This window comes from Xanthomonas sp. BRIP62415, from assembly GCF_003993515.1.
In the GTDB taxonomy this organism is placed as follows: domain Bacteria; phylum Pseudomonadota; class Gammaproteobacteria; order Xanthomonadales; family Xanthomonadaceae; genus Xanthomonas; species Xanthomonas euroxanthea.
The window spans coordinates 133,363-159,366 of the sequence record NZ_QEZH01000023.1; the positions used below are offsets into that span (position 1 = coordinate 133,363).

20 protein-coding genes and 1 pseudogene are annotated in these 26,004 nt (G+C 65.9%); 9 read left to right on the forward strand and 12 right to left on the reverse strand.

The genetic code is table 11. From position 1 onward, the window contains the following. Window positions 1–122 precede the first annotated feature (122 nt). From EO141_RS08240 to EO141_RS08250, 3 genes are read left to right on the forward strand one after another with little or no spacing between them, the layout of a single operon-like run. On the forward strand, window positions 123–782 hold the full coding sequence (locus tag EO141_RS08240) for a TetR/AcrR family transcriptional regulator (RefSeq protein WP_104582124.1): 660 nt from the start codon (window positions 123–125) through the stop codon (window positions 780–782). Window positions 783–796: 14 nt separating this feature from the next. Further along, window positions 797–2,104, forward strand: a complete 1,308-nt coding sequence (locus EO141_RS08245; RefSeq protein WP_127168942.1) for an efflux RND transporter periplasmic adaptor subunit — start codon at window positions 797–799, stop codon at window positions 2,102–2,104. Window positions 2,105–2,116: 12 nt separating this feature from the next. Further along, window positions 2,117–5,287: a multidrug efflux RND transporter permease subunit gene (locus EO141_RS08250; RefSeq protein ID WP_104582122.1), complete on the forward strand. Its 3,171-nt coding sequence runs from the start codon at window positions 2,117–2,119 to the stop codon at window positions 5,285–5,287. A 277-nt stretch (window positions 5,288–5,564) separates the two neighbouring features. Here the strand turns inward: EO141_RS08250 and EO141_RS08255 are convergent, their stop codons facing one another. Continuing rightward, window positions 5,565–6,554 (reverse strand): LacI family DNA-binding transcriptional regulator, encoded by a 990-nt coding sequence (locus EO141_RS08255; protein WP_127168943.1) that lies wholly within the window; start codon window positions 6,552–6,554, stop codon window positions 5,565–5,567. 161 nt (window positions 6,555–6,715) lie between these two features. Between EO141_RS08255 and ptsP the strand changes: the two genes are divergently transcribed. The 4 genes from ptsP to EO141_RS08275 all read left to right on the forward strand — a co-directional run bounded on the left by ptsP (window position 6,716) and on the right by EO141_RS08275 (window position 13,502). Continuing rightward, window positions 6,716–9,235, forward strand: coding sequence for a phosphoenolpyruvate--protein phosphotransferase (gene ptsP / locus EO141_RS08260; RefSeq protein WP_127168944.1), 2,520 nt, complete (start codon window positions 6,716–6,718; stop codon window positions 9,233–9,235). Then, a complete protein-coding gene (pfkB, locus tag EO141_RS08265) occupies window positions 9,232–10,188 on the forward strand; it encodes a 1-phosphofructokinase (protein ID WP_127168945.1) in 957 nt (318 codons plus the stop codon). The genes ptsP and pfkB overlap by 4 nt, the downstream gene beginning before the upstream one ends. 113 nt (window positions 10,189–10,301) lie before the next feature. Then, window positions 10,302–12,038 (forward strand): fructose-specific PTS transporter subunit EIIC, encoded by a 1,737-nt coding sequence (locus tag EO141_RS08270; RefSeq protein ID WP_127168946.1) that lies wholly within the window; start codon window positions 10,302–10,304, stop codon window positions 12,036–12,038. A 186-nt stretch (window positions 12,039–12,224) separates the two neighbouring features. Beyond that, window positions 12,225–13,502, forward strand: a complete 1,278-nt coding sequence (locus EO141_RS08275) for a carbohydrate porin (protein ID WP_016904598.1) — start codon at window positions 12,225–12,227, stop codon at window positions 13,500–13,502. Window positions 13,503–13,826: 324 nt separating this feature from the next. On the opposite strand, the gene EO141_RS08280 is transcribed toward EO141_RS08275, so the two are convergent. The 5 genes from EO141_RS08280 to EO141_RS08310 form a co-directional block, all read right to left on the reverse strand. After that, a complete protein-coding gene (locus EO141_RS08280) occupies window positions 13,827–14,192 on the reverse strand; it encodes a VOC family protein (protein WP_256359918.1) in 366 nt (121 codons plus the stop codon). 68 nt (window positions 14,193–14,260) lie between these two features. Further along, window positions 14,261–14,995, reverse strand: a complete 735-nt coding sequence (locus EO141_RS08285; protein ID WP_127168947.1) for a hypothetical protein — start codon at window positions 14,993–14,995, stop codon at window positions 14,261–14,263. Between the two features lie 303 nt (window positions 14,996–15,298). After that, entirely contained in the window at window positions 15,299–15,940 is a 642-nt protein-coding gene (locus EO141_RS08290; RefSeq protein ID WP_127168948.1) for a hypothetical protein, read from the reverse strand. Window positions 15,941–16,148: 208 nt separating this feature from the next. Beyond that, window positions 16,149–16,604: a hypothetical protein gene (locus EO141_RS08295; protein WP_119131387.1), complete on the reverse strand. Its 456-nt coding sequence runs from the start codon at window positions 16,602–16,604 to the stop codon at window positions 16,149–16,151. A gap of 403 nt (window positions 16,605–17,007) precedes the next feature. Further along, window positions 17,008–17,268: a hypothetical protein gene (locus tag EO141_RS08310; RefSeq protein WP_104647933.1), complete on the reverse strand. Its 261-nt coding sequence runs from the start codon at window positions 17,266–17,268 to the stop codon at window positions 17,008–17,010. Window positions 17,269–17,417: 149 nt separating this feature from the next. On the opposite strand from EO141_RS08310, the pseudogene EO141_RS21690 reads away from it, so the two are divergent. Further along, window positions 17,418–17,645, forward strand: a pseudogene (locus tag EO141_RS21690) (phage integrase N-terminal SAM-like domain-containing protein); the annotation flags it as partial. 246 nt (window positions 17,646–17,891) lie between these two features. Here EO141_RS21690 and secF read toward each other — a convergent pair. The 6 genes from secF to EO141_RS08345 form a co-directional block, all read right to left on the reverse strand. Further along, complete coding sequence (secF, locus tag EO141_RS08320; RefSeq protein WP_127168949.1) at window positions 17,892–18,860, reverse strand: protein translocase subunit SecF; 969 nt, start codon at window positions 18,858–18,860, stop codon at window positions 17,892–17,894. A gap of 59 nt (window positions 18,861–18,919) precedes the next feature. Further along, window positions 18,920–20,764: a protein translocase subunit SecD gene (gene secD / locus EO141_RS08325; protein WP_164739120.1), complete on the reverse strand. Its 1,845-nt coding sequence runs from the start codon at window positions 20,762–20,764 to the stop codon at window positions 18,920–18,922. A 185-nt stretch (window positions 20,765–20,949) separates the two neighbouring features. After that, window positions 20,950–21,303 carry a preprotein translocase subunit YajC gene (yajC, locus tag EO141_RS08330; protein WP_104533651.1) on the reverse strand — a complete coding sequence of 118 codons (354 nt, stop codon included), beginning with the start codon at window positions 21,301–21,303 and terminating at the stop codon, window positions 20,950–20,952. A gap of 131 nt (window positions 21,304–21,434) precedes the next feature. After that, a complete protein-coding gene (gene tgt, locus EO141_RS08335; protein WP_104647936.1) occupies window positions 21,435–22,580 on the reverse strand; it encodes a tRNA guanosine(34) transglycosylase Tgt in 1,146 nt (381 codons plus the stop codon). Between the two features lie 69 nt (window positions 22,581–22,649). Then, complete coding sequence (gene queA, locus EO141_RS08340; RefSeq protein ID WP_127168951.1) at window positions 22,650–23,720, reverse strand: tRNA preQ1(34) S-adenosylmethionine ribosyltransferase-isomerase QueA; 1,071 nt, start codon at window positions 23,718–23,720, stop codon at window positions 22,650–22,652. Window positions 23,721–23,884: 164 nt separating this feature from the next. Further along, window positions 23,885–24,316, reverse strand: coding sequence for an Lrp/AsnC family transcriptional regulator (locus EO141_RS08345; protein ID WP_104582110.1), 432 nt, complete (start codon window positions 24,314–24,316; stop codon window positions 23,885–23,887). A 122-nt stretch (window positions 24,317–24,438) separates the two neighbouring features. Here EO141_RS08345 and EO141_RS08350 point away from each other — a divergent pair, with 122 nt between their 5' ends. Further along, the gene (locus EO141_RS08350) at window positions 24,439–25,935 is read left to right on the forward strand and encodes an aminotransferase class III-fold pyridoxal phosphate-dependent enzyme (protein ID WP_127168952.1); all 1,497 of its coding nucleotides are present in this window, start codon (window positions 24,439–24,441) and stop codon (window positions 25,933–25,935) included. Window positions 25,936–26,004: the final 69 nt, after the last annotated feature.

Genomic DNA, 26,004 nt, shown 5'->3' on the forward strand with positions numbered 1-26,004 from the left:
CCTGCCGGACCGCCACAACCGGCAAAGTCGGGCCCGGCGCTTGGCGCACAAGGCGCTGTACAGACAGAATTGCGACCGTCAAGCCTGTTTAAAAACTAAACTGGACGGTATAGTCTACCGCCATGACCCCCCGTTCCCACCGTGCTTCCCGGCGCTCGGATTGCGATCGCCGCATCCATGCGGCTGTGCATACGCTGCTTGCCGAGCGTGGCATGCGGCTGAGCATGGATGCCGTGGCCGAGCGTGCCGGTTGTTCCAAGCAGACGCTCTATAGTTACTACGGTTGTAAAGAAAACCTGCTGCGCGATGTCCTTCAGGACCACGTGCATCTGGCCACGGTGCCGCTGGGCACCGCCTCCGGCGAGTTGCGCGAGGATCTGCTGGCCTTTGCGCTGGCCCATCTTGACCGCCTGAACCGGCCCGATGTGCTACAGACCTGCCGATTGGTGGAGGCCGAATCGCACCGGTTTCCCGACCAGTCGCAGCAGATCTTCCAGGACGGGGTCGTCGGCATGCAGCAGCGCCTGGCGCAGCGCTTCGAACAGGCGATGCAGGCCGGCCAGCTGCGCCATGACGATCCGCACTGTATGGCCGAACTGCTGTTGAGCATGATCGTCGGTCTGGATTTCGACCGGCAACGCTTTCAGGTACCCCACCGCGCCGGCCTCCCCGCCAGGCAGCAGTGGGCGCAGTTCGCTGTCGACACGTTCCTGCGCGCCTTTGCCGCGGTCGCTGCCACGCCTTCGCTGTCCCCGCTTTCCTTTCTCACTTCAAGACCCTAACGGAGTTCCTCCTGATGATCGCCCCGCTCCGCACATTCGGCCTGGCCTGTGCCATCACCCTGGCGCTGGCTGCCTGCAGCAAGCCCGAACAACAGCAGGCGCCGCCGCCGCCGGAAGTGTCGGTGCTGGAAATGAAGCCGCAGACCCTGCCGCTGGAACGCGACCTGGTCGGCCGCCTGTCGGCATTCCGCTCGGCCGACGTGCGCGCACGCGTGGACGGCGTGGTGCTCAAGCGCCTGTACACCGAGGGCACCGACGTCAAGGAAGGCCAGCCGCTGTTCGAGATCGACCCGGCACCGCTGAAGGCCACGCTGCTGCAGGCACAGGGCCAGCTGGCCGCCGCCGAGGCGACCTACGCCAATGCCCAGGTCGCCGCCAAGCGCGCGCGCAGCCTGGCCCCGCAGCAGTACGTGTCGCGTGCCGACATCGACAACGCCGAAGCCACCGAGCGCTCCTCCCGCGCCAACGTGCAGCAGGCACGCGGCCAGGTCGAGTCCGCCCGCATCCAGCTCGGCTTTGCCAGCGTCACCTCGCCGATCACCGGCCGCGCCGGCATCCAGCGCGTGACCGAAGGTGCGCTGGTCGGCTCGGGTGAGGCCACCCTGCTGACCACGGTCGACCAGATCGACCCGCTGTATGTGAACTTTGCGATGAGCAGCGAAGAGCTCGCCGCCTTGCGCCAGGCCCAGAGCAGCGGCAACGTGCAGCTCAGCGGCGATGGCAAGTCCACCATCAACGTGGAACTGGGCAACGGCACGCAGTACCCGCACCCCGGTACGCTGGACGTGTCGGCGGTGACGGTGGACCCGAGCACCGGTGCGGTGTCGCTGCGCGCGACCCTGCCCAACCCGGAACAGGCACTGCTGCCGGGCGCGTTCGTGACCTTCAAGGCCAGCCTGGGCCAGCGCAACAACGCCTACCTGATGCCGCAGCAGGCCGTGCAGCGCGATGCCACCGGCGCCTACGCGCTGGTGCTGGGCAAGGACGGCAAGGTGGTGCGCAAGAATCTCACCGTCGACGGCCAGCAGAAGGGTCAGTGGATCGTCACCGGTGGCGTGACCCCGGGCGATCAGGTGATCGTCGATGGCGTGCAGAAGGCCAAGGAAGGCCAGCCGGCCAAGGGCGTGCCGTGGGATCCGAACAAGCCGGCGCAGGGCGGCCAGCCGGGTGCACCGGGCGCGGCTCCCGCCGCCGCCCAGGGTGGCAACACACAGGCCGCACCGGCAGCCGACAAGGCCGACGCGGCGGCACCGGCCGCGCAGGAACAGTCCAAGCCAGACGCTGCGGCGCAGCCGGCCGACTCCCAGTCCAAGCAGCAGTAACGGAACCCGGACATGCCTAAGTTTTTTATCGAACACCCTGTCTTTGCCTGGGTGGTGGCGATCCTGATCTCGCTTGCGGGCGTGATCTCGATCCTGAATCTGGGTATCGAGTCGTACCCCACGATCGCCCCGCCGCAGGTCACCGTCACCGCCAACTTCCCCGGCGCCAGCGCCGATACCGCCGAAAAAGCGGTGACCCAGGTCATCGAGCAGCAGCTCACCGGTATCGATCACCTGCTGTACTTCAACTCGTCCTCGGCCGCCAACGGCCGCGTGACCATCACGCTGACCTTCGAAACCGGCACCGACGCGGATATCGCCCAGGTGCAGGTGCAGAACAAGGTGTCGCTGGCCACGCCGCGTCTGCCCTCGGAAGTCACCCAGCAGGGTGTGGTGGTGGCCAAGGCCAACGCCGGCTTCCTGATGGTGGCCGCGTTGCGCTCGGACAACCCGTCGATCAACCGCGACGCGCTCAACGACATCGTCGGCTCGCGCGTGCTCGAGCAGATCTCGCGCGTGCCCGGCGTGGGCAGCACCAACCAGTTCGGCGCCGAGTACGCGATGAACATCTGGCTGAACCCGGAGAAGCTGCAGGGCTACAACCTGTCGGCGACCCAGGTGCTGACCGCGGTGCGTAACCAGAACGTGCAGTTCGCTGCCGGTTCGGTGGGCGCCGACCCGACTCCGGAAGGCATCAGCTTCACCGCCACCGTGTCGGCCGAGGGCCGCTTCAGCTCGCCGGAACAGTTCGAGAACATCATCCTGCGCACCGACAACAACGGTGCCACGGTGCGCTTGAAGGATGTCGCGCGGGTCACCGTGGGGCCGAGCAACTACGGCTTCGACACCCAGTACAACGGCAAGCCCACCGGCGCCTTCGGCATCCAGCTGCTGCCGGGCGCCAACGCCCTGAACGTGTCCGAGGCGGTCGGTGCCAAACTCGACGAGCTGCAGCCGACCTTCCCGCAGGGCGTGACCTGGTTTGCGCCGTACGAATCGACCACCTTCGTGCGCATCTCCATCGAGGAAGTGATCCACACGCTGGTGGAAGCCATCGTGCTGGTGTTCCTGGTGATGCTGCTGTTCCTGCAGAACTTCCGCGCCACCGTGATTCCCACGCTGGTGATTCCGGTCGCGCTGCTGGGCACGTTCTTCGGCATGTACATGATCGGCTTCACCATCAACCAGCTGACGCTGTTTGCGATGGTGCTGGCGATCGGCATCGTGGTCGACGACGCGATCGTGGTGATCGAGAACGTCGAACGCATCATGAGCGAGGAGCACCTGGAGCCGAAGGCGGCCACGCAGAAGGCGATGACCCAGATCACCGGTGCAGTGGTGGCCATCACCGTGGTGCTGGCGGCGGTGTTCATCCCCTCCTCGCTGCAACCCGGCGCCTCGGGCGCGATCTACAAGCAGTTCGCGCTGACCATCGCCATGTCGATGGGGTTCTCCGCGTTCCTGGCGTTGAGCTTCACCCCGGCGCTGTGCGGCGCGTTCCTCAAGTCCACCCACTCGACCAAGAAGAACTGGATCTACCGCACCTTCGACAAGTACTACGACAAGCTGGCGCATCGCTATGTCGGCGTGGTCGGCCACACCCTCAAGCGCTCGCCGCCGTGGATGATCGTGTTCGTGGTGCTGGTGGTGCTGTGCGGCTTCCTGTTCACCCGCATGCCGGGCAGCTTCCTGCCGGAAGAAGACCAGGGCTTTGCAGTGGCCATCGTGCAGCTGCCGCCGGGCGCGACCAAGATCCGCACCAACGAGGCGTTCGCGCAGATGCGTGCGGTGCTGGAGAAGCAGCCGGCCGTGGAAGGCATGCTGCAGATCGCCGGTTTCAGCTTCCTGGGCTCGGGCGAAAACGTCGGCATGGGCTTCATCCGGCTCAAGCCGTGGGAAGAGCGTGACGTCACTGCCGAACAGTTGATCCAGCAGCTCAACGGTGCCTTCTACGGCATCAAGGGCGCGCAGATCTTCGTGGTCAACCTGCCCACCGTGCAGGGCCTGGGCCAGTTCGGCGGCTTCGACATGTGGCTGCAGGACCGCTCCGGCGCCGGCCAGCAAGCCTTGACCCAGGCGCGCAACATCGTGCTGGGCAAGGCGGCGGAAAGGCAGGACACCATGGTGGGCGTGCGCCCGAACGGCCTGGAAGACGCACCACAGCTGCAGCTGTCCGTGGACCGTGTGCAGGCGCAGTCGATGGGCCTGGACGTCAGCGATATCTACAGCTCGATCCAGCTGATGCTGGCGCCTGTGTACATCAACGACTACTTCTCCGAAGGCCGCATCAAGCGCGTCAACATCCGTGCCGACGACCAGTTCCGCACCGGCCCCGAGTCGCTGCGCAGCTTCTTCAGCCCCAGTGCGACAGCAGTCGGTGCCGATGGGCAGCCGGGAATGATTCCGCTGAGCAATGTGGTCAAGGCCGATTGGACCTTCGCCTCGCCGGCGTTGAACCGCTACAACGGCTATTCGGCGGTGAACATCGTCGGCAACCCGGCGCCGGGTGGTAGCTCCGGCCAGGCGATGACGGCGATGGAAGAGATCGTCAACAACGATCTGCCGCCGGGCTTCGGCTTCGACTGGAGCGGCATGTCGTACCAGGAAATCATCGCCGGTAATGCGGCCACGCTGTTGCTGGCGTTGTCGGTGGTGGTGGTGTTCCTGTGCCTGGCCGCCCTCTACGAGAGCTGGTCGATTCCGGTGGCGGTGCTGATGGTGGTGCCGATCGGTGTGCTGGGTGCGATCACCTTCTCGATGCTGCGTGGGCTGCCGAACGATCTGTACTTCAAGATCGGCATGATCACGGTGATCGGCCTGGCGGCGAAGAACGCGATCCTGATCGTGGAGTTCGCGGTGGAACAGCGTGCGGCAGGCAAGACGCTGCGCGAGGCGACGCTGGAAGCGGCACACCTGCGCTTCCGCCCGATCCTGATGACCTCGTTCGCCTTCATCCTGGGCGTGCTGCCGCTGGCCATCTCCACCGGTGCCGGCGCCAACTCGCGTCACTCCATCGGTACCGGCGTGATCGGCGGCATGGTGTTCGCCACCGTGCTCGGCGTGATCTTCATCCCGCTGTTCTTCGTGGTGGTGCGCCGCATGCTGGGCGACAAGCTGGACGAACAGTCCAAGGACTACCTCGCGGCACAGGGCGACGCCGGAAGCCATCGTCCGGATCGTTGATCTGGGACATGGCGTAGAACGAAAAGCCCCGGCACTGCCGGGGCTTTTTTTTGGGTTGCGCAACCGTGATGCCTCGTAGGAGCGCACCCGGGCGCGACGGGCGTTACCGGTCATGCCCGTCGCGCCCGGGTGCGCTCCTACGGGTGACGGGGATTGGTGACATACGTGCTCGGGCAAGACCTGCACTACGCGATCCGCAACACTCGCCAGGCACTTGTAGGAGCGCCCCTGGGCGCGATGGCTCTACCGGTAACGCCAGTCGCGCCCGGGTGCGCTCCTACGGTGGGGTGCGGGGGCCGGTGGAGCCGCGCACCACGCAGCGGCCGGTCATCACCATGCGGCGGATCGGCAGCTGCGGGTTGCCCAGGCGTTCCAGCAGCAGCGACATCGCTGCGCGGCCCATGTCCTCGACCGGCTGCTCGACCACGGTAATGCCGGGCTCGACCAGGTCGGTCCAGCGCTCGTTGTCGAAGCCGGCCAGGGCCAGGTCGTCGGGCAGGCGCAGACCCGCGGTGCGGGCGGCCTTGAGCGCGCCCATCAACAGCAGGCTGTTACTGGTGACAATGGCCTCGGGCCGGTCTGCACCGGCCAGCCATTGGCCGACTTCGGCGATCGCCGCTTCGGCGGTGGGCGCCACTTCGCGGTAGGCCGGCGTCAGCCCCGGCGCGCGCATCGCGGCCAGATAGCCGTTGCGGCGCTCGGTGGCGGTGGTACTGGTGCCGAACAGCCCGCCGATGCGCCGATACCCCTGCGCCTGCAGGTGCGCAACCAGCTCGCCCATGGCCGCAGCGTTGTCCAGCACCACACTGTCGTAGCGGCTGCCGGGGCTGGCACGGTCCACCAGCACGGTCGGGTAGTCCAGCACCAGCTCGTGCATGCGCCCGACCGTGCTGCGGGTTGGCGCGAAGATCAGCCCGGTGATGCGTTCTTCCTGCATCAATTGCAGGTACAGCGCCTCGCGCTCGGGGTCTTCGTCGGTGTTACACAGGGTCACGCGCATGCCGGCACGGTAGGCCACCTCCTCCACCGCGCGGATCAGCGCGGTGAAGTACGGGTTGCGGATGTCGGCGACGATCACCCCCAGGATGCCGGACTGCTGGGAGCGCAGGCGTCGCGCCATCAGATTGGGCCGATAGCCGGTCTGGCGCACCGCCGCCTCGACCTTGGCCCGTACCTCCTCGCTGACCGGACCGGTGCCTAGCGCGCGCGAGACCGTCGATTTGGAAACCCCGGCCACGCGGGCCACGTCGTTGATGCTGATACTCACTGGGACCGTTCCCGCTCCATTTGCGCACCTGCAGCCAGGTGCGGTGCCTGATCCGATGCTAACCCGAAAGCACTACGCCGTTTTTGTGCAGCGCACATTGACCTGTAACGTGGGAACGTTCCCACTATACTGCCCAGCCCGTTCCCATCCCGGAGTCCGTCTTGTCCTCTCCGTCGCCAGCCGCCCCCGTCACCCCCGAACTCGTGCGTCTGCGTGCGCATGCCCGCGACAAGGACGATGCCATCGCACAGGCTGCCCAGTTGCTGGTCGCCGCCGGCTGCGTGGCGCCGGGCTACGACGCCAGCATGCGACGCCGCGAAGGCCTGGCGAACACCTTCCTGGGCCATGGCCTGGCGATCCCGCACGGCGTTGGCGAAGACCGCCACCTGGTGCGCCGCGACGGCATCGCGGTGCTGCAGTTGCCCGAGGGCGTGGAGTGGAACCCGGGCCAGACCACCCGGCTGGTGGTCGGCATCGCCGCCCAGTCCGATACCCACATCACCTTGCTGCGCCGGCTGACCCGCCTGATCCAGGACCCGGCCCAGCTGGAAGCACTGTTCACCACCGACGACCCCGGCGTGATCGTGGCCGCCCTGACCGGCGACCGTGCGCCCGACACCAGCGCCGCACCGGCCACCGACCTGGCCGAAAAATTTGACTGGACCATCGCCTACCCCAGCGGCCTGCACGCGCGCCCGGCCACCCGCTGGGCCGAGACCGCACGCGGCTTCTCGGCGCGCGCCCAGGTACGCGCCGGCGACCAGGCCGCCGATGCCAAGAGCCTGGTCGGGCTGCTGCAGCTCGGCCTGCGTGCCGGCGACAGCATCACCGTCTCGGCCGAAGGCCCCGATGCCGCCGCGCTGCTCAAGCGCCTGCGCGCGGTGATGGACAGCCTGACCGCGCAGGAAAAGGCCGATGCCGAACGCGCCGCGCAACGCCGCGCCGCCCCGGTGGTCGGCTGGACGCCGCCGCAGGCACAGCCGGCCATCGTCGGCATCGGCGCCAGCCCGGGCGTGGCGATCGGCATCGTGCACCGGCTGCGTGCGGCGCAGACCGAAGTGGCCGATCAACCGGTCGGCCTGGGCGATGGCGGCGCGCTGCTGCACGACGCGCTGACCCGCACCCGCCAGCAGCTGGCGGCGATCCAGGACGACACCCAGCGCCGGCTCGGCGCCTCGGACGCGGCGATCTTCAAGGCCCAGGCCGAGCTGCTCAACGACACCGACCTGATCACCCGCACCTGCCAGCTGATGGTCGAAGGCCACGGCGTGGCGTGGTCGTGGCATCAGGCGGTGGAACAGATCGCCTCGGGCCTGGCCGCGCTGGGCAACCCGGTGCTGGCCGGCCGCGCGGCCGACCTGCGCGATGTCGGCCGCCGCGTGCTGGCCCAGCTCGACCCGGCCGCCGCCGGCGCCGGCCTGACCGACCTGCCGGAGCAGCCTTGCATCCTGCTCGCCGGCGATCTGTCGCCGTCGGACACCGCCAATCTGGACACCGCACGCGTGCTCGGCCTGGCCACCGCGCAAGGCGGGCCGACCTCGCATACCGCGATCCTGTCGCGCACGCTGGGCCTGCCGGCGCTGGTCGCGGCCGGCGGCCAGTTGCTGGATATCGAAGACGGCGTCACCGCCATCATCGACGGCAGCAGCGGGCGGCTGTACATCAACCCGTCCGCACTCGACCTGGATGCGGCGCGCACGCATATCGCCGAGCAACAGGCCATCCGCGAGCGCGAGGCCGCGCAGCGCGCATTGCCCGCCGAAACCACCGACGGCCACCACATCGACATCGGTGCCAACGTCAACCTGCCCGACCAAGTCGCGATGGCGCTGACCCAGGGCGCCGAAGGCGTCGGCCTGATGCGCACCGAATTCCTGTTCCTGGAAAGCGGCACCACGCCCAGCGAAGACGAGCAGTACCAGACCTACCTGGCGATGGCGCAGGCGCTGGATGGCCGCCCGCTGATCGTGCGTGCGCTGGACATCGGCGGCGACAAGCAGGTGGCGCATCTGGAGCTGCCGCACGAGGAAAACCCGTTCCTGGGCGTGCGCGGCGCGCGCCTGCTGCTGCGCCGCCCGGACCTGCTCGAACCACAGCTGCGGGCGCTGTACCGCGCCGCCAAGGACGGGGCACGGCTGTCGATCATGTTCCCGATGATCACCTCGGTGCCGGAGCTGATCAGCCTGCGCGCGATCTGTGCGCGCCTCCGTGCCGAACTCGACGCGCCCGAGGTGCCGATCGGCATCATGATCGAAGTGCCCGCCGCCGCCGCGCAGGCCGACGTGCTGGCGCGGCATGCGGACTTCTTCTCGATCGGCACCAACGACCTGACCCAGTACGTGCTGGCGATCGACCGCCAGAACCCGGAGCTGGCCGCCGAAGCCGACAGCCTGCACCCGGCGGTGCTGCGCATGATCCGCAGCACCATCGAAGGTGCGCGCAAACACGACCGCTGGGTCGGCGTGTGCGGCGGCCTGGCCGGCGATCCGTTCGGCGCCAGCCTGCTGGCCGGCCTGGGCGTGCAGGAGTTGTCGATGACGCCCAACGACATCCCGGCGGTCAAGGCCCGCCTGCGCGGCACCGCATTGAGCGCGCTGCAGCAGCTGGCCGAGCAGGCATTGAACTGCGAAACCGCAGAGCAGGTGCGCGCACTGGAAGCGCAGCGCGAGGGCCAGGCATGAACCTGCACGCCATCACCGTCACGCTGAACCCGGCGATTGACCAGACCATCCAGCTCGACAGCCTGCAACCGGGCGCGGTGCATCGCGCCAGCAGCGTGCGCAACGATGCCGGCGGCAAGGGCATCAACGTGGCCGCGTGCCTGGCCGACTGGGGCAGCCAGGTCGCCGCACTCGGCGTGCTCGGGGTCGGCAATGCCGGCGTGTTCGAGGCGCTGTTCCGCGAGCGCGGCATCACCGATCACTGCCAGCGCGTGGCCGGCGAGACCCGTACCAACCTCAAGCTGGTCGAGGCGCGCAGCAACGACACCACCGACATCAACCTGCCCGGCCTGCGCCTGGGCCAGCCGCATCTGCAGGGCGTGGCCGACCACCTCGCCCCGCTGCTGCGGCCCGGCCTGCCGGTGGTGCTGTCGGGCAGCCTGCCGGCCGGCCTGCCGGACGACAGCTGGGCGCAGCTCCAGGCCCAGGCCGGCGCCGCCGGTGCGCGCGTGCTGCTGGACACCAGTGGCGCGCCGCTGGTGGCCGCGCTCGGCGCCGCACGCCAGGCGCTGCCCTACGCAGTCAAGCCGAACCGGCACGAACTGGAAGCCTGGACCGGCCGCCCGCTGGCCGACCGCGCCGCCCTCAGCGCCGCCGCGCACGAACTGATCGCCCGCGGCATCCAGCTGGTGGTCATTTCGATGGGCACCGAGGGCGCCCTGTTCGTGCAGCGCGACCAGCGCCTGATCGCGCGTCCGCCGCGCCTGGCGCAGGGCAGCAGCGTGGGCGCCGGTGACGCGATGGTGGCCGGCCTGGCCGCCGCGCTGCTCGACGACTCCACCGATCTGGAACAGTGCGCCCGTCTGGCGACGGCGTTCTCGGTCAGCCGGCTGGAAAGCGGCGATGCGCGCCGGCTGAACCCGCAGCAGGTACGCAAGCTCACCGGCGAGGTCGTCATCGACCAGCTCTCCTAGCAAGGCCGGCGGCGCGCCCGGTGGGAACACCACCGCAATGCGCCCGGGTCTTGCGCAAGACACCACGTATCCCGCCGGCGCTCGCCGGCGACCGAACAACGCAGGAGATTTGCATGTCCTCTTCCATCGTGGTCATCGCCGCTGGCGACCGCAGCACCGAAGCCGTCCTGGCGGCCGAAGCGCTGCGCCGCGCGGCCACCGCCGCCGGGCGCAGCGTGACGATCGAGATCCGCAGCGACCAGGGTGTGCTCGGCGCATTGCCGGGCGACCTGGCCAGCGGCGCCACCCAGGTGCTGGTGATCGGCGACGCCGATGCCGACACCGCCCGCTTCGGCGATGCGCAGCTGCTGCGCCTGAGCCTGGGCGCGGTACTCGACGACCCGACCGCCGCAGTGCACCAGCTCGCCGCACCGGCCGCCGCGAATGCATCGGCTGCCGCAGCAAGCGCAGGCGCCGGCAGCAAGCGCATCGTCGCGATCACCTCCTGCCCCACCGGCATCGCGCACACCTTCATGGCCGCCGAGGGCCTGCAGCAGGCAGCCAAGAAGCTCGGCTACCAGATCCGCGTGGAAACACAGGGCTCGGTGGGCGCGCAGGACGCACTGACCGACGATGAAATCCGCAATGCCGACCTGGTGCTGATCGCCGCCGATCGCGAGGTCGACCTGGCCCGCTTCGGCGGCAAGCGCCTGTTCAAGAGCGGCACCAAGCCGGCGATCAACGATGGCCCGGCCTTGATCCAGAAAGCGCTGGCCGAAGCCGGCGTGCACGGCGGCGCGGCGCCGGTCGCAGGCGCCGCCAGGGCTGAAAACACGGGCAACGGCCGCACCGGCGCCTACAAGCACCTGATGACCGGCGTGTCGTTCATGCTGCCCTTCGTCACCGCCGGCGGCCTGCTGATCGCCTTGGCATTCGCGCTCGGCGGCATCTATGCCGGCGACGATGCGCACCAGGGCACGCTGGCTTGGTCGCTGTTCCAGATCGGCGCCAAGGCCGGCTTCACCCTGATGGTGCCCGCGCTGGCCGGCTATATCGCCTACTCCATCGCCGACCGCCCGGGCATCGCGCCGGGCATGATCGGCGGCCTGGTCGCGGCCAACCTCAATGCCGGCTTCCTCGGCGGCATCATCGCGGGCTTCATCGCCGGCTACGGCGTGGCCGCGCTCAACCGCTACATCCGCCTGCCGCGCAACCTGGAAGGACTCAAGCCGGTGCTGATCCTGCCGGTGCTGGGCACGCTGCTGGTCGGCCTGGCGATGATGTACGTGTTCGGCCAACCGGTGGCCGACCTGCTGGCCTGGCTCACCGCCTGGCTGCGCGGCATGCAGGGCAGCAGCGCGCTGCTGCTGGGCCTGTTGCTCGGCGGGATGATGGCCTTCGACATGGGCGGGCCGGTCAACAAGGCCGCCTACGCTTTTTCGACTGGTCTGATCGCCAGCCAGGTCTATACCCCGATGGCCGCCGCCATGGTCGCCGGCATGACCCCTCCGCTGGGCATCGCGCTGGCCACCTGGGTGTTCCGCAACCGTTTCACCGTGGAGGAGCGCGGCTCGGCCACCGCCGCCGGCGTGCTCGGGCTGGCCTTCGTCACCGAAGGCGCCATCCCGTATGCCGCGCGCGACCCGCTGCGCACCATCCCGGCGCTGGTGATCGGCTCGGCCGTGGCCGGCGCGATCTCGATGACCGCCGGTGCCGAGTTGAAGGCACCGCATGGCGGCATCTTCGTGCTGCTGATCCCCAACGCGGTGACCCACCTGCTCAATTACGTGCTGGCCCTGGTGGTCGGCGTGGTGGTCACCGCGGTGGCGCTGCGCCTGCTCAAGAAGCCGGTGGCCGACGTGGTCGCCTGACGGTCGGCCACCTCGCCATTGCCGCTTGCCGTCCGCGCATGCGCCACGCCTGATCGCCGCCCCACTCCATCCCTGACTGGTTTCACCGCTGCGCTGCGCACCTTCGTGCGCGGCCGGCGGCTTGCCCATCCCCTAGCTGTCGCGTTCGCCACCTCGGCCACGCCTTCCTTCGTTCGGAGTCCTGCCATGACCGTCCTCGCCCCCCGCCATGCCCGTCCCCGCCTGCTGTGCCTGTCGCTGGCACTGGCGCTGACCCCGCTCGCCCACGCGCAGGATGCCGCCGATGCCTTCAAGCTCAAGCTGGGTTACACCGGCGAAGCGGCGTCGATGATCGATGGCGGCCGCAAGAACGGCGACGCCTATGCCGGCCAGCTGATGGTGGGCACCGACGTCGACATGGACCGCCTGTTCGGCTGGGGCGGCGCCACGGTCAAGCTGTACGTCACCAACCGCCACGGCACCAACCTGGCCAATAGCAGCATCGGCAACAGCACCTCGGTGCAGGAAATCTACGGCGGCCAGGGCACGCGCCTGGCCAACTTCACCCTGCTGCAGAAACTGTTCGACGACCGCCTGGAACTGGAAGCCGGCCGCAGCGTGGCCAACATCCACTTCCTCGGCTCGGACCTGTGCCAGTACTTCCAGGGCAACTCCGCCTGCGGCAACCCCACCTTCGTGTTCCGCACCAGCAACTTCACCTACTGGCCGGTCTCCAGCTGGGCCGCGCATGCCACCGCCTGGGTCACGCCCAAGGTCTACGTGCATGTGGGCGCCTACGAGGTGAACCCGGTGCAGGCCCAGGATGGCCAGCACGGCCTGAAGTGGAGCACCGACGACACCACCGGCGTGGTGGTGCCGTACGCGGTCGGCTACAAGAACAAGGGCGGCGACGGCAGCATGGCCGCGATGTACGAACTCGGCGGCTGGCAGGACAACTCCGACTACACCGACCCGCTGCGCGACCGCAACGGCAACCCGGCCGTGCTCAGCGGCCTGGGCTACGAGAACAAGCAGGGCCGCTCGGGCATGTTCGCCCGCTTCGAACAACAGGTCACCAACCCGGATCCGTCCGGCGCCCGCGGCCTGACCGTGTTCGGCGCCATCCTCAAGAGCACCGGCGGCCAGGCGATCGAGGACCACTTCGTGCAACTGGGCCTGGTGCAGAAAGGCACCTTCGCCAGCCGCCCGCAGGACAACATCGCCTTTGTCATCACCCAGCAGAAATACAGCGACGAGGCCATCGAAAACCTGCGCCTGGCCCGCGCCTCTGCCGGCGGCACCGGCACCCCGGCCGACAACCAGATCATGATGGAGCTCAGCTACGGCATCCAGGTCACCAAGCGCCTGCGCATCGCCCCGAACCTGCACTACGTGATCAACCCCGACCAGTTCAACGAACCCACCCGCACCAACGATCTGAAGAACGCGTTGATCGCCGGCATGCGGATCGACTGGAATCTGTGACTCATAGAGGCTGCGCGCGTTGCGCGCATGCTTGGCGGGCACCACTGTCTGAAGTGAGTGGCGGGTGCGTTGCATCTCACTGCAGTGCAACGCATTGCGTCGACTCGGTTGGCCTGGGCATTTGCCTGTAGCCGACGGAGTTCGATGAACCGCGCAGGAGCGCGCCCACACTCGATGAGGCTTTGTCGGCCGCCCTGTCGCGCGCAAGCCAGTCGCTGGACACGCAAGGTCACGCGACGGCGGACGCCGAAGCTGTAATGACCCACCACTGCCTAACGCCTGAATTAAGCCGTGCCGTGAAGCGGCGTCGGCTTGAATGCGTTGTTAGGTGGTGAGCTCAGTGAAGAAGGTGAGCCTGTTGCCGTCTGGATCAGCTACTAAGATTTCGCGAGTTTTCCATGCGGTGTTGCGCGGCGAGCCAGATTGAACAAGTCCCGCTGCTTGGAACGTCTGATGGCACTCGTCTACATCTGGAACAGCAAAGTAGACGGCGCCACCGACCTGACAGTCGTCTGCGTGCTCTGTTAGGAAAATCGATTGGTCCCCGCGAGTAAGCTGTGCAAAGACCGGAAAATCTGGCTCGTGCCGATGCTCCCAATCGACAGTGAATCCAAGGCCCTGAACGTAGAACGGGAAACTGGCGGAAGCGCTGGTTACCCGAAGGACGGGGGTCACTGTCTGAGTCACGATGATCTCTCCTTGCTGCCTAACGCCTGAGTTAAGCCGTGCCGCGAAGCGGCATCGGCTTGAACGAATTGTTAGCCAGCACTCTCTTCATTTGGACCCAAGCCAATGACGTTCAAAAGCATTCTCCCAAGTGGAGTTGTGCTGGGCGAGTGGTACGCGAAATTTTTAGTGAATGCGTCGATCTCGGGCTGCTTATTGCGATCTAGCCTAAGATTTCGTTGAAGCAATCCAAGGCTTTCCAGGTGTGATTTGTAGCTCTCTTGGAGAGTGTGCCGGTCTTGTTCGACTTGGGGTGCGCCGATGTAGGCCCTAGCCGGCTGCAAGACTGATTCGTGGGTCTTCCAGAAATCATCTGGAGCGCCGATATATGACCCAATGAATGAACGAAGCCAGATTATTTCAACGTCGTTAATCTCACCGAGAATTCGAAGAAGATGACGAGAGTCGTTTTGGCTTTCTTCCTCTTCCGTAAGGCTGTGTGCAACTAGAGAGGCTAGGTACTCTCTTCGCTCATCGCTTGTCGAGCGTGCCGCCTGTCGCATTGCTTCTTCTGTGAGTTCTGCAAATTTTTCGTCAGAGAAACGACGATGAATAAAATTCTCTTCCAACTGGTTGATTCGCCTATCCAACGCGGCGGCAAATTTTGAGATTCTTTCAATTCTTTGATTAGGAATGACTGTGCCGGCTAGTTCAACCAGCAGCGATCCAGCAAATGGGACTGCGCCAAGAATCGACTTTGCGCCAGCTGCTACGTAGTCGATTGCTTTGTTCTTGATTTCGGAAGGACTGGAAGAGTCGTCTGTCATGTGCTGGCTAACGCTGGAAATAAGCCGCGTGCCGCAGGCATGTCGGCTTGATTGACTGGTTAGGCCGAGACGGCCCAACGAAGATAGCCGGCAGGGCTTGCGAGCCAGCAGGCTGATTGTCTTGTGCTGCGTCCGATGCAGAGCTTGCCACGTTGACCGTCCGATGAGGTGACCTGCCAAGTGTCAGCTGGCGGATTGGTTAGTGCAAGCGGCGGCGCCATGCCGAAGAAGAAGCCACACGCCTAACGTTTGACATGAGAAGCTCGCTCCGGCTTGCTGGGGCGGGTCCTCTCGATGGAGGGGTTAGGCATCTGCGGGGCGCGGCGGGAGCGACTTGTTGAGTAGCTCCATGTGCGGTAGCGCCTGCGCAAGGAGCTCAGCCCACTTCTTGTGGGCTTCAAACGCAGACTTGAAGTCGGGTGGATGAGTATCTGAGACTAGCGAGAAGAAGGAGCCACCAGCCATCGTGGCTACCTTCGTGCCAGGCGGAAGCTTAGACGTCCGCGCTCTCATGTCTTCTGAAACAACAGATTGAATTGCGGCGCCGCAGCGATCCTTTAGCGCTTTTGTAGTGCGTAGTACCTCTGCGTAGACCTTGGTACAGAAGTCGTCTACTTCGGTGGGCGTAGGAATCTGGCCTTTGTGAATCACGGCATTGCGAAACTCAACTATCTTCTTGCTCGGCGCGTAGGCTGTGCCAAGGACAAGGCGATGCATCGTGAGAAAGGCACCCAGCTGACGTTCGGACTGGCGAGACATCTCTGAAAATACCGCTTCTATGTCTGATGCTGGCAGCCCTTGATGGATAAGCATCGTCCGCGTGCAGAACTCAAAGAATCGCTCTAGAGCTGCAGAGAAGCTCGCGGCTGCTTCCAGCGTGAAACCTGCCGCCAGCGCGGCAGCACCAGACTCAAGCAACACCTCAAACTTGAGGCTCTGAAGCATCAGCATGGAATCGTGCCCACGCGAGCATCTGATGGGCGCTAGCCTGTCCTCGTAGTAGGGCGCAAAGATTGGCTCGAAACTGGGATATCCGAGTTCTTGCTGGCATGAAATGCAGGATGCGAAGACTCGCATGGGGGGCTTCCAGATGCCTAACGCCTGAATTAAGCCGAGCCGCGAAGCGGCAGCGGCTTGAATGAATTGTTAGGGCTCACCCGCGCACGACGTCCCACTCTGTCTTAAGGACAACTTGGGCGTTCTTGCGGAGTGTGACCAAAATTGCGCTCGTATCATCGATCGCCATGTAAGCATCAAATGCAGATTGGATGAGGCCGGCGAGAGCCATATGTAGGTCTTCTCGCGGATTGAGCAATAGGAAGAGCTTTTCTCTGAGACGAATTGCTTCTTTGACCCGAGCGAGATCCTCCAGCTCTTTGCGCTCTTTGTCCGGCTCGGGGTCCTGTGCTGATGGTGCGCCGTACCACCTATTGATGCTTAAGTGGGCGCTGTAGTTGCTCAGGGTATCGCGCAGATCGTTTATCCAAGCTTGGCGCATTGGCCCGATCATCTGGTTCTTGCTCGTACGAGCAGCAAGAAATGGAGAAGCCACCACCGCGACCAAGGCGGTTGTAGCAGCGATGATGGACGCGATGACCTCGGCTTGCATGAGTGAGCCCTAACGCTTGAATTAAGCCGAGTTGCGAAGCAACTTCGGCTTGAATGAGTTGTTAGGCAGTGAGTGGCCGCGAAGGTTGGATGGTGCAACCCTGCTCCCCAGCACTGCCGCCTGGGCCGAATGTGCCACAGCTTGCGGGATGGAGCTTGACCAGCGGTGCCCCGGCGCGTGATGTCCCCGAAGCCAAATGCAACGGGCGCAGCGCGGGAATGACGCGCCAGGGCAAAGCGCCGAACCTACCGCTACCAGAAACCGTGATGACTGCTGCCCGGAGCCGACGGTGTGCATGCCTGCGGACTGACCGAAGCCGGACTCATCGATTGATCTGCTCCACCACCGCCTAACGCCAGAGTTAAGCCGACGCTGCGAAGCAGCGGTCGGCTTGAACGAACTGTTAGGCCTCATCCGACAAGTGAAGTGAGTCCCTGATACAAAGCCATTCTTCCCACGCTAGATCCGCGTCTATGTCGTCGTAGCCGCGTGCTTTGACCATTGCCTCATAAGCTGATTTAGGAAGAGCGATGCAGGTCGAGTTATCACGTGCCTCAATCACCTCAGCTTTTGTGAGTGCGGAGCCCTTTTCCTGCTCCAGGCGAAGGAGAACAGCTACTAATGCCGGGACTGGTGTGATGATTAGCTCTTCTTCGTCACTCATGTCGCCACCCTTGAGGCCTAACTACTATTTGGACCGCCGAAATGCGGTGTTGCGCTGAGTATCTTCGATCGCTGGCGCTTTGTGAATTGGGGAATCCTAGCCGGGTCACGGGATCACACGATGGCAAGCGGCCGCGACCATGCGGATGCTTGCGGTGTTATCCAGCAAGGAGGCAGGCGTATGAGATACACCCCAAAAACATTCGCGTAACAGCACTTCCACCGCTCTGGCTACTCAATCGGCTGCGCGACCGCCTGCGGATTCGGCACTACAGCCTGCGCAGCGAGCAGGCTTATCCGAGCCGGATACCGCGCTTCATCCTGACCAGCGGCAAGCGCCATCCGGCGCAGATGGGCCAGGCGGAGGTCGAGGCGTTCCTCACCCGCTTGGCGACCGATGCGCAGGTGACTGCGGGCACACAGAATCAGGCGTTTGGCGGCGCTGTTGTTTCTCTACTGCACGCACTGCGTATCGATGAGCATCACGTGCCCGACGAAATTCCTAGTTTTCACGATCTTGAGTCGTGGCGTCACACTGCACAACCTTGCAGTCACGACGCCCACCGCCAGAAACGAAAAAACCGCGCAATGCGCGGTCTTTTCGTCACACCTTTTGCCAACCGATCAAGGACGACGCGCCAGCGCCTCCACGTCCTTGGCCTTGGGCAGCAGATCCTGCTTGGTCACCGCAAACGGCCCGATGCTCAGCATCGGCACTGCCACGATCACCGAGGAGATCACCACGATCACCGCGCCGATCATGTGCGTTTCGGCCAGGCCTTCCATCGACTCGCCGCCGTAGATGTACAGCGCCAGCGCCGACAGGAAGAACATCACCGCGGTGATCACCGTGCGCGACAGCGTCTGGTTGATCGAGCGGTTCAGCACTTCCAGCGGCTCCACCCGCAGCGCGCGGAAATTCTCGCGCACGCGGTCGAACACCACGATGATGTCGTTGATGGCAAAGCCCATCACCGACAACAGGCCGGCCAGCACGGTCAGGTCGAACTCGCGGCCGGTCAGCGACACGAAGGCCACCGTGACCAGCAGGTCGAACAAGGCGGTCAGGCTGGCGACCACCGCGAACTTCCACTCGAAGCGGAAGGCGATGTAGATCAGAAAGCCCACCAGCATGAACACCGTGGCGTACACGCCGTTCAAGGCAAGGTCCTTGCCGACCTGCGGGCCGACGAATTCGCCCGGCTGCACGGTGGCGGGGTTCTGCTCGGTGCTGACGGCCTTGCGCACTTCTTCGGCCACGCTGCTGGCGGCATCGTCGCGGTTGTTGTGCTGCTCGCGCGCCTGCAGGCGGATCATCACTTCGTTGCCGCCACGTGCGTTCTGCACCTGGGCGTTCTCGAAGCCGGCCTTGGCCAGCTGCTCGCGCACCTGGTCCACGTCCACGGTTTTCTGGAACGAGGTCTGCACCAGCGTGCCACCGGTGAATTCCAGCGCGTAGTTGAAGCCCTTGCCGACGATGACGCCGACCGAGGCCACCGCGATCACCAGCATCAGGATCAGCACCGGCTTGCGCAGGCGCATGAAGTCGATCCTGGTGTCGTTCGGGATCAGATGAAGCGGAAAAATTTTCATTGAAAGATCTTCCTAAAAAGTCCGCACATGGATGTGCGGGCTCTTGCGAGGGACTCGCATTAAATAGCGACGGTCTTCAGCTTCTTGCGACGGCCATAGATCAGCACCGCCAGCGCACGCGACACGGTGATCGCGGTGAACATCGAGGCGAAGATACCGATCATCATGGTCAGCGCGAAGCCCTTCAACGGGCCGGTGCCGAACGCGTACAAGGCCACCGCCACGATCAAACCGGTGAGGTTGGCGTCCAGGATGGTGCCACCGGCCTTTTCGTAACCGGCGGCAATCGCCGATTTGGCCGGCACGCCCAGGCGCAGCTCCTCGCGGATACGCTCGTTGATTAGCACGTTGGCGTCCACCGACAGGCCCACCGACAGCGCCAGGCCGGCAAAGCCCGGCAGCGTCATGGTGGCGCCGAACAGCGACATCACCGCCACCACGATCAGCAGGTTGAACAGCAGCGCCACCGAGGTGATCGCGCCGAACACGCGGTAGTAGATGGTGAAGAACACCAGCGTGAACAGGAACGAGTACACCACTGCAGTGACGCCGCGCTCCACGTTCTCCGCGCCCAGGCTCGGGCCGATCACGTATTCCTCGACGAAATCCATCGGCGCGGCCAGCGAGCCGGATTTCAGCAGTTTGGCCAGGTTTTCGGCCTCGGTCTTTTCCAGCCCGGTGGTCTGGAAGTTCTTGCCGAACACGCCGGCAATGCGGGTCGGCGACAAGGCTTCTTCCTTGACCCGCACGCTGCGCACTTCCTTGCCGTCGACCATGGTCACGGTGGGGATGCGCTCGATGTAGACCACCGACATCAGCTTGCCGACGTTGGCGCTGGTGTAGTCGAGCATGCGCTGGCCGGCGACGTTGTTGAGCGTCACCGCCACCGCCGGCATGCCGTTCTGGTCGGTGCTGACGCTGGCGCTGACCATCTGGTCGCCGGTCACCAGCGCGCGCTTGTTCAGCAGCACCGGTGCGCCGGTATCGCGCACGCGGTAGACCTTGGCTTCCGGCGGGATGCTGCCGCTGCGCACCGCGTCCTCGGCATTGCCTTCGACCACCGCGCGAAATTCCAGCGAGGCGGTGGCACCGATCAGGCGCTTGGCCTCGGCGGTGTCCTGCAGGCCGGGCAGTTCGACCACGATGCGGTCTTCGCCCTGGCGCTGGATGGTCGGTTCGGACACGCCCAGCGCGTTGACACGGTTGCGCAAGGTGGTGAGGTTCTGCTCGATCGCGCCGCTGGCGATCTGCTTGAGCTCGGCCTCGGGCACCTTCACCGAGATGTTCTGGCCGCTGACGTCGTAGGTCAGCGTCGGCTGCGACTTGGCCAGCGCGGTGCGCGCGGCGTCGACGCTGGCGCCTTCGCTCAGGCTGACCTGGATGCTGTTGTCGCCGCGGCGCTCGACCGAGCGATAGGCGATACGGCCATCGCGCAGCGTGGTGCGGATGTCTTCGGCAAAGCCGTCCAGGCGCTTTTCCAGCGCGGCCTTCTGGTCCACCTGCATGGCGAAATGCACGCCGCCGACCAGGTCCAGGCCCAGCACCATCGGGCGGCCGCCCAGCTTGGCCAGCCAGTCCGGCACGGTCGAGGCCAGATTCAGCGCCACCGTGTAATTCTCGCCCAGTTGCTGGCGCAGCACGTCGTTGGCGCGGGTCTGTGCCTGCAGGCTGGGCAGGCGCACCATCAGGCTGTCGCCCTCCTTGGTGACGGCCTTCGGCGTGATGCCGGCGGCCTTGAGGTCGGCGTCGATGCGGCTGCGCAAGGCGTCGTCGAGCTGGGCACCGCGGCTGGCGGTGATCTGCACGGACGGGTCCTTCTGGTAGATGTTGGGCAGCGCGTACAACGCACTGACCGCCAGCACCAGCAGGATCAGGAAATACTTCCAGCGAGGAAATTCGAGCATTGCGACAGTCCCGCGCGACACCATCCCGGCGACGCGCCTAGCAGTGAAAACGACTTCCAGCGGCCAACACAATGTCGCCAGCGGTCGTCAGGTGGATGCGGCGGTGCGCGGAGCGGAGCGATGCGCGCCGGTTCGCGGCACCGACTGCGCCCACCTGACAGCGGGCGCAGCAGGTTGGCTGCCGCTTAGTTGGCAGACTTCAGCGTGCCCTTGGGCAGCACGTGGCCCACGGCACTCTTCTGCACGCGGATGCGCACGTTGTCGGCCACTTCCACGGTGATGAAGTTGTCGCCGATGTCGGTGATCACGCCCGCCACGCCGCCGGAGGTGATGACTTCATCGCCGCGCGCCAGCTTGTCCAGCAACGACTTGTGCTCCTTCTGGCGCTTCATCTGCGGGCGGATCATCAGGAAATACATGACCGCGATCAGGATGATCGGCAGCGCGAAGGTGGACAGGCTTCCCATCGGGCCGGGCGCCGGCGCACCGCCAGTGGCCTGCGCCTGGGCGACGGGGATCAGGAAATCGAGCAGATTCATTCAGTGCGTCCTAGTTTTGGTGCCAGCGCGCCAAGCAGCCCGCTCGCTATTCAGGTACCGCCGGAGCGGAACAGCCGGGAATTATGCCATGCAGGTTCCAAACCGTCCGCGCGGGGCGCGGACGGCCGGTCTCAGCTGGTTTCCCCCGGCAACGGCGGCGTGGTGGCGCCGCGTGCCGCATAGAAGGACCGCCGGAACTGCGCAAAGGTTCCCGCCGCGATGGCCGCGCGCAGGTCGGCCATCAGCTTCTCGTAGTACCAGAGGTTGTGCAGGGTGCCCAGCATCGGCGCCAGCATCTCGTTGCAACGGTCCAGGTGGCGCAGATACGAACGCGTGTAGCCGCTGCTGCAGGCATGGCAGCCGCAGCCCGGCTCGATGGTGTCCAGGTCGCGCTCGTACCTGGCGTTGCGGATGCGCACGGTGCCGAAGGAGGTGAAGTAATGCCCGTTGCGCGCGTTGCGGGTGGGCATCACGCAGTCGAACATGTCCACGCCACGCGCCACGCCTTCGACCAGGTCTTCGGGCCGGCCCACGCCCATCAGGTAGCGCGGGCGCTCGGCCGGCAGGCGCGGATGCAGGTGTTCCAGCATCGCATTGCGCTCGTGCTCCGGCTCGCCCACCGCCAGCCCGCCGATGGCGTAACCGTCGAACCCGATGTCCTGCAGCCCGTCCAGCGAGCGGCTGCGCAGGTCCGGATGCACCCCGCCCTGCACGATGCCGAACAGCGCCGCATCGTTGCCCAACCCGTCATGCGCCTGCCGCGAGCGCTGCGCCCAGCGCAGGCTCAGCTCCATTGAGCGCCGCGCCACCTCCTCGGTGGCCGGGTACGGCGTGCACTCGTCGAAGATCATAACGATGTCCGAATCGAGCACCTTCTGGATCTGCATGCTCTCTTCCGGGCCCAGGAACACCCGTGCGCCGTCGGTCGGCGAGGCGAAGGTGACGCCCTGCTCGGTGATCTTGCGGCGATGGGCCAGCGAAAACACCTGGAACCCGCCCGAATCGGTGAGGATCGGCCCGTCCCAGCGCGCGAACCCGTGCAGCCCGCCGTGGTCGCCGATCACCTCCAGACCCGGGCGCAGATACAGGTGGAAGGTATTGCCCAGGATGATCTCCGCACCCAGCGCGCGGATCTGCTCGGGCAGGATGCCCTTGACCGAGCCATAGGTGCCCACCGGCATGAACGCCGGCGTCTCGACGGTGCCGCGCGGAAAGGTCAGGCGCCCACGGCGGGCATGGCCGTCGGTGGCTTGGAGCTGGAACTGGAGTCGGGACATTGAGGGGCCGGGATTGGGGATTCGGGATTTGGGATTGGCAAGAGCGGGAAGGCGGTGAGCGGAGGGCCGTTACGAATCCCCACTCCCGAATCCCCAATCCCTGCTCCACAACAGCATCGCATCGCCATACGAAAAGAAGCGATAGCGCTGTTCGATGGCGTGTTGGTAGGCGGCGAAGATGCGCTCGCGGCCGGCGAAGGCCGAGACCATCATCAGCAACGTGCTTTCGGGCAGATGGAAGTTGGTGACCATCGCGTCGACGCTGCGGATGCGGTAGCCGGGGAGGATGAAGATCTGGGTTTCGCCGGCAAACGGCAGCAACTCGCCCTCGGGCGCGGCATCGGTGATGCGCCAGGCGCTTTCCAGCGAGCGCACCACCGTGGTTCCCACCGCGATGACGCGGCCGCCACGCGCACGCGTGCGCCGCACCTGCTCGACCAGCGCGGCGCCGACGTTGAGCCATTCGGTGTGCATCACGTGCTGATCCAGCGCGTCCACGCGCACCGGCTGGAAGGTGCCGGCGCCCACGTGCAGGGTGACATGGCCGAACTCCACCCCGCGCTCGCGCAGGCGAGCCAGCAATGCCTCGTCGAAATGCAGCCCGGCGGTGGGTGCGGCCACCGCACCCACTTCGCGCGCGAACACGGTCTGGTAGCGCTCGCGGTCTTCCACCCCCGGCTCGCGGCGGATGTACGGCGGCAGCGGCAGGCGCCCGGCCTCCAGCAGCCAGTGCTCCAGCGGCGTGGGGATCTCGAAGCGCAGCAGGTAGAACTCGCCGTCACGGCCCAGCACCTCGGCCTGGCCGCCGGCATCCAGCGCGATCCAGCTGCCGGCCTTGGGCGACTTGCTGGCGCCGATCTGCACGCGCGCCTGCCGCTCGCCCAGCAGGCGCTCGATCAGGATTTCCACCCGCCCGCCGCTGGCCTTCTGCCCGAACAGCCGCGCCGGGATCACACGGGTATCGTTGAAGATCAACAGATCGCCCGGCTGCAGCAACTCGGGCAGATCGCGCACCTGCCGGTCGACCAGCGCCTGCGGCGACGGCGGCACCACCAGCAAGCGGCTGGCCGCACGCTCGGCCAATGGCGCCTGGGCGATCAGCTCGTCGGGCAGCGAATAGTTGAAATCGGACTTCTTCAAGGCCGCAGGATGTGTTGGCTGAGGAGCCGGCTATTGTAACTGCGGCGGAGAATGGAGATTCGGGAATCGGGAATCGTAAAAGCGGGCCAGTCTGCGCCGTATGAGTTTCGGCCCTCGGATCTGGCTCTTACGATTCCCCATTCCCCACTCCCGATTCCCGCCCCTCACCGCTCGAACTTCGTCGACAAAATGATCGACGTCGTCGTGCGCTCCACGCCGTCGATCGCGCCGATGGCGTCGGTGAGCACGTCCATCTCGTTGACGCCGCCGACCACGCCCAGGGCGATCAGGTCGTAGGCGCCGCTGACCGAATGCAGCAGGCGCACCTGCGGGATGTCGCGCAGCGCCTTGACCACCGCGGGCATCTTCTTGGGCAGCACGGTGATCAGGATGTGCGCGCGGATGCGGCCCTGTTCGTAGGCATCGTGGGTGCGCACGGTGTAGCCGCTGATCACCCCGTCGCGCTCGAGTTTGTCGATCCGGCTCTGCACGGTGGTGCGCGACAGCCCAAGCCGGCGCGCAATCTGCGCGGTGGAGGCGCGCGCGTCCTCGCGCAGCAGCGACAGCAGGCGTTCGTCGGAGGGAGTGATTTTCACTTTTCGCCTAAATGGTTCGTCGATTCGACGAAAATACCCCACTTCCTGCCCGGATTCACGCTGCCAAACGCCGATCTTCTGCCGATAATAGAAAGGGAACGCCACCTTGCAGGAGATGCGCCATGTCCGTCCTCGCCCCGCTCGCCCCGTTGCGCGCCCATGCCGGCCGCCGCCTGACCGATGGCCTGGACGATGCCAGCATCGCGCGCCTGGCCGCCAGCCACCCGGATCTCGCACACGCCATCGAAGCGGCCGCTGCCGAGTACGCGCTGGTGCGCGCCGAGGCCGCCGACCTGCTGGACCTGGACGAAGACGCACAGATCGGCGTGGTGCAGGACGGCTTCATCAATTTCTACGCCGACGATGCGGTGACCCCGTACGTGGCGCTGGCCGCGCGCGGCCCCTGGGTGATCACGCTCAAGGGCGCGGTGCTGTACGACGCCGGCGGCTACGGCATGCTCGGCTTCGGTCACACCCCCGCGCCGGTGCTCGAGGCGATGGCGCGTCCGCAGGTGATGGCCAACGTGATGACGCCGAGCCTGGCGCAGCGCCGGCTCGACCGTGCGCTGCGCGCCGAGATCGGGCATACCCGCGGCGGCTGTCCGTTCGCACGCTTCATGTGTCTCAACTCCGGTTCCGAAGCAGTCGGCTTGGCCGCGCGCATCGTCGATACCAACGCCAAGCTGCACACCGACCCGGGCGCGCGCCACGCCGGTGCCAGCATCAAGCGCGTGGTGGTCAAGGGCAGCTTCCATGGCCGCACCGACCGCCCCGGCCTGTATTCCGATTCCAGCCGCAAGACCTACACCAAGTACCTGGCCAGCTACCGCGACGAAGACTCGGTGATCGCGATCGCGCCGTACGACGTGGCGGCGCTGCAGCGCGCCTTCGACGAGGCCGCGCGCAATCACTGGTTCATCGAGGCGGTGTTCCTGGAGCCGGTGATGGGCGAAGGCGACCCGGGCCGCGCATTGCCGGCCGCGTTCTATGCCGCCGCGCGCGAACTGACCCGCCTGCACGGCAGCCTGCTGCTGGTGGATTCGATCCAGGCCGGCCTGCGCGCGCACGGCGTGCTGTCGGTGGTGGATTACCCCGGCTTCGAGCAGCTCGACCCGCCGGACCTGGAGACCTACTCCAAGGCGCTCAACGCCGCGCAATACCCGTTGTCGGTGCTGGCGGTGACCGAACACGCTGCACAGGTGTATCGCAAGGGCACCTACGGCAACACCATGACCACCAATCCGCGTGCGCTGGATGTCACCTGCGCCACGCTGGCGTTGTTCACTCCGCAGGTGCGCGAGAACATCCGCACCCGCGGCGCGCAGGCGATCGCCAAGCTGCAGGCACTGCAGTCCGAGCTGGGCGGCCTGATCACCAAGGTGCAGGGCACCGGGCTGCTGTTCTCCTGCGAGCTGGCGCCGCAATTCAAGTGCTATGGCGCCGGTTCCACCGAGGAATGGCTGCGCCATCGCGGCGTCAACGTGATCCACGGCGGCGAGAATTCGCTGCGCTTCACCCCGCACTTTGCGATGGACGAAGACGAGCTGGACCTGCTGGTCGGATTGATCGGGCGTGCGCTGAAGGAAGGCCCGCGCCAGAGCCAGGCCGAGGCGGCCTGAGCGCTACCGATACGCATGGCGAGCAGTCGCCAGCGGGAAGCGGACGGTGCGCAGGAACGTCGGTCACCG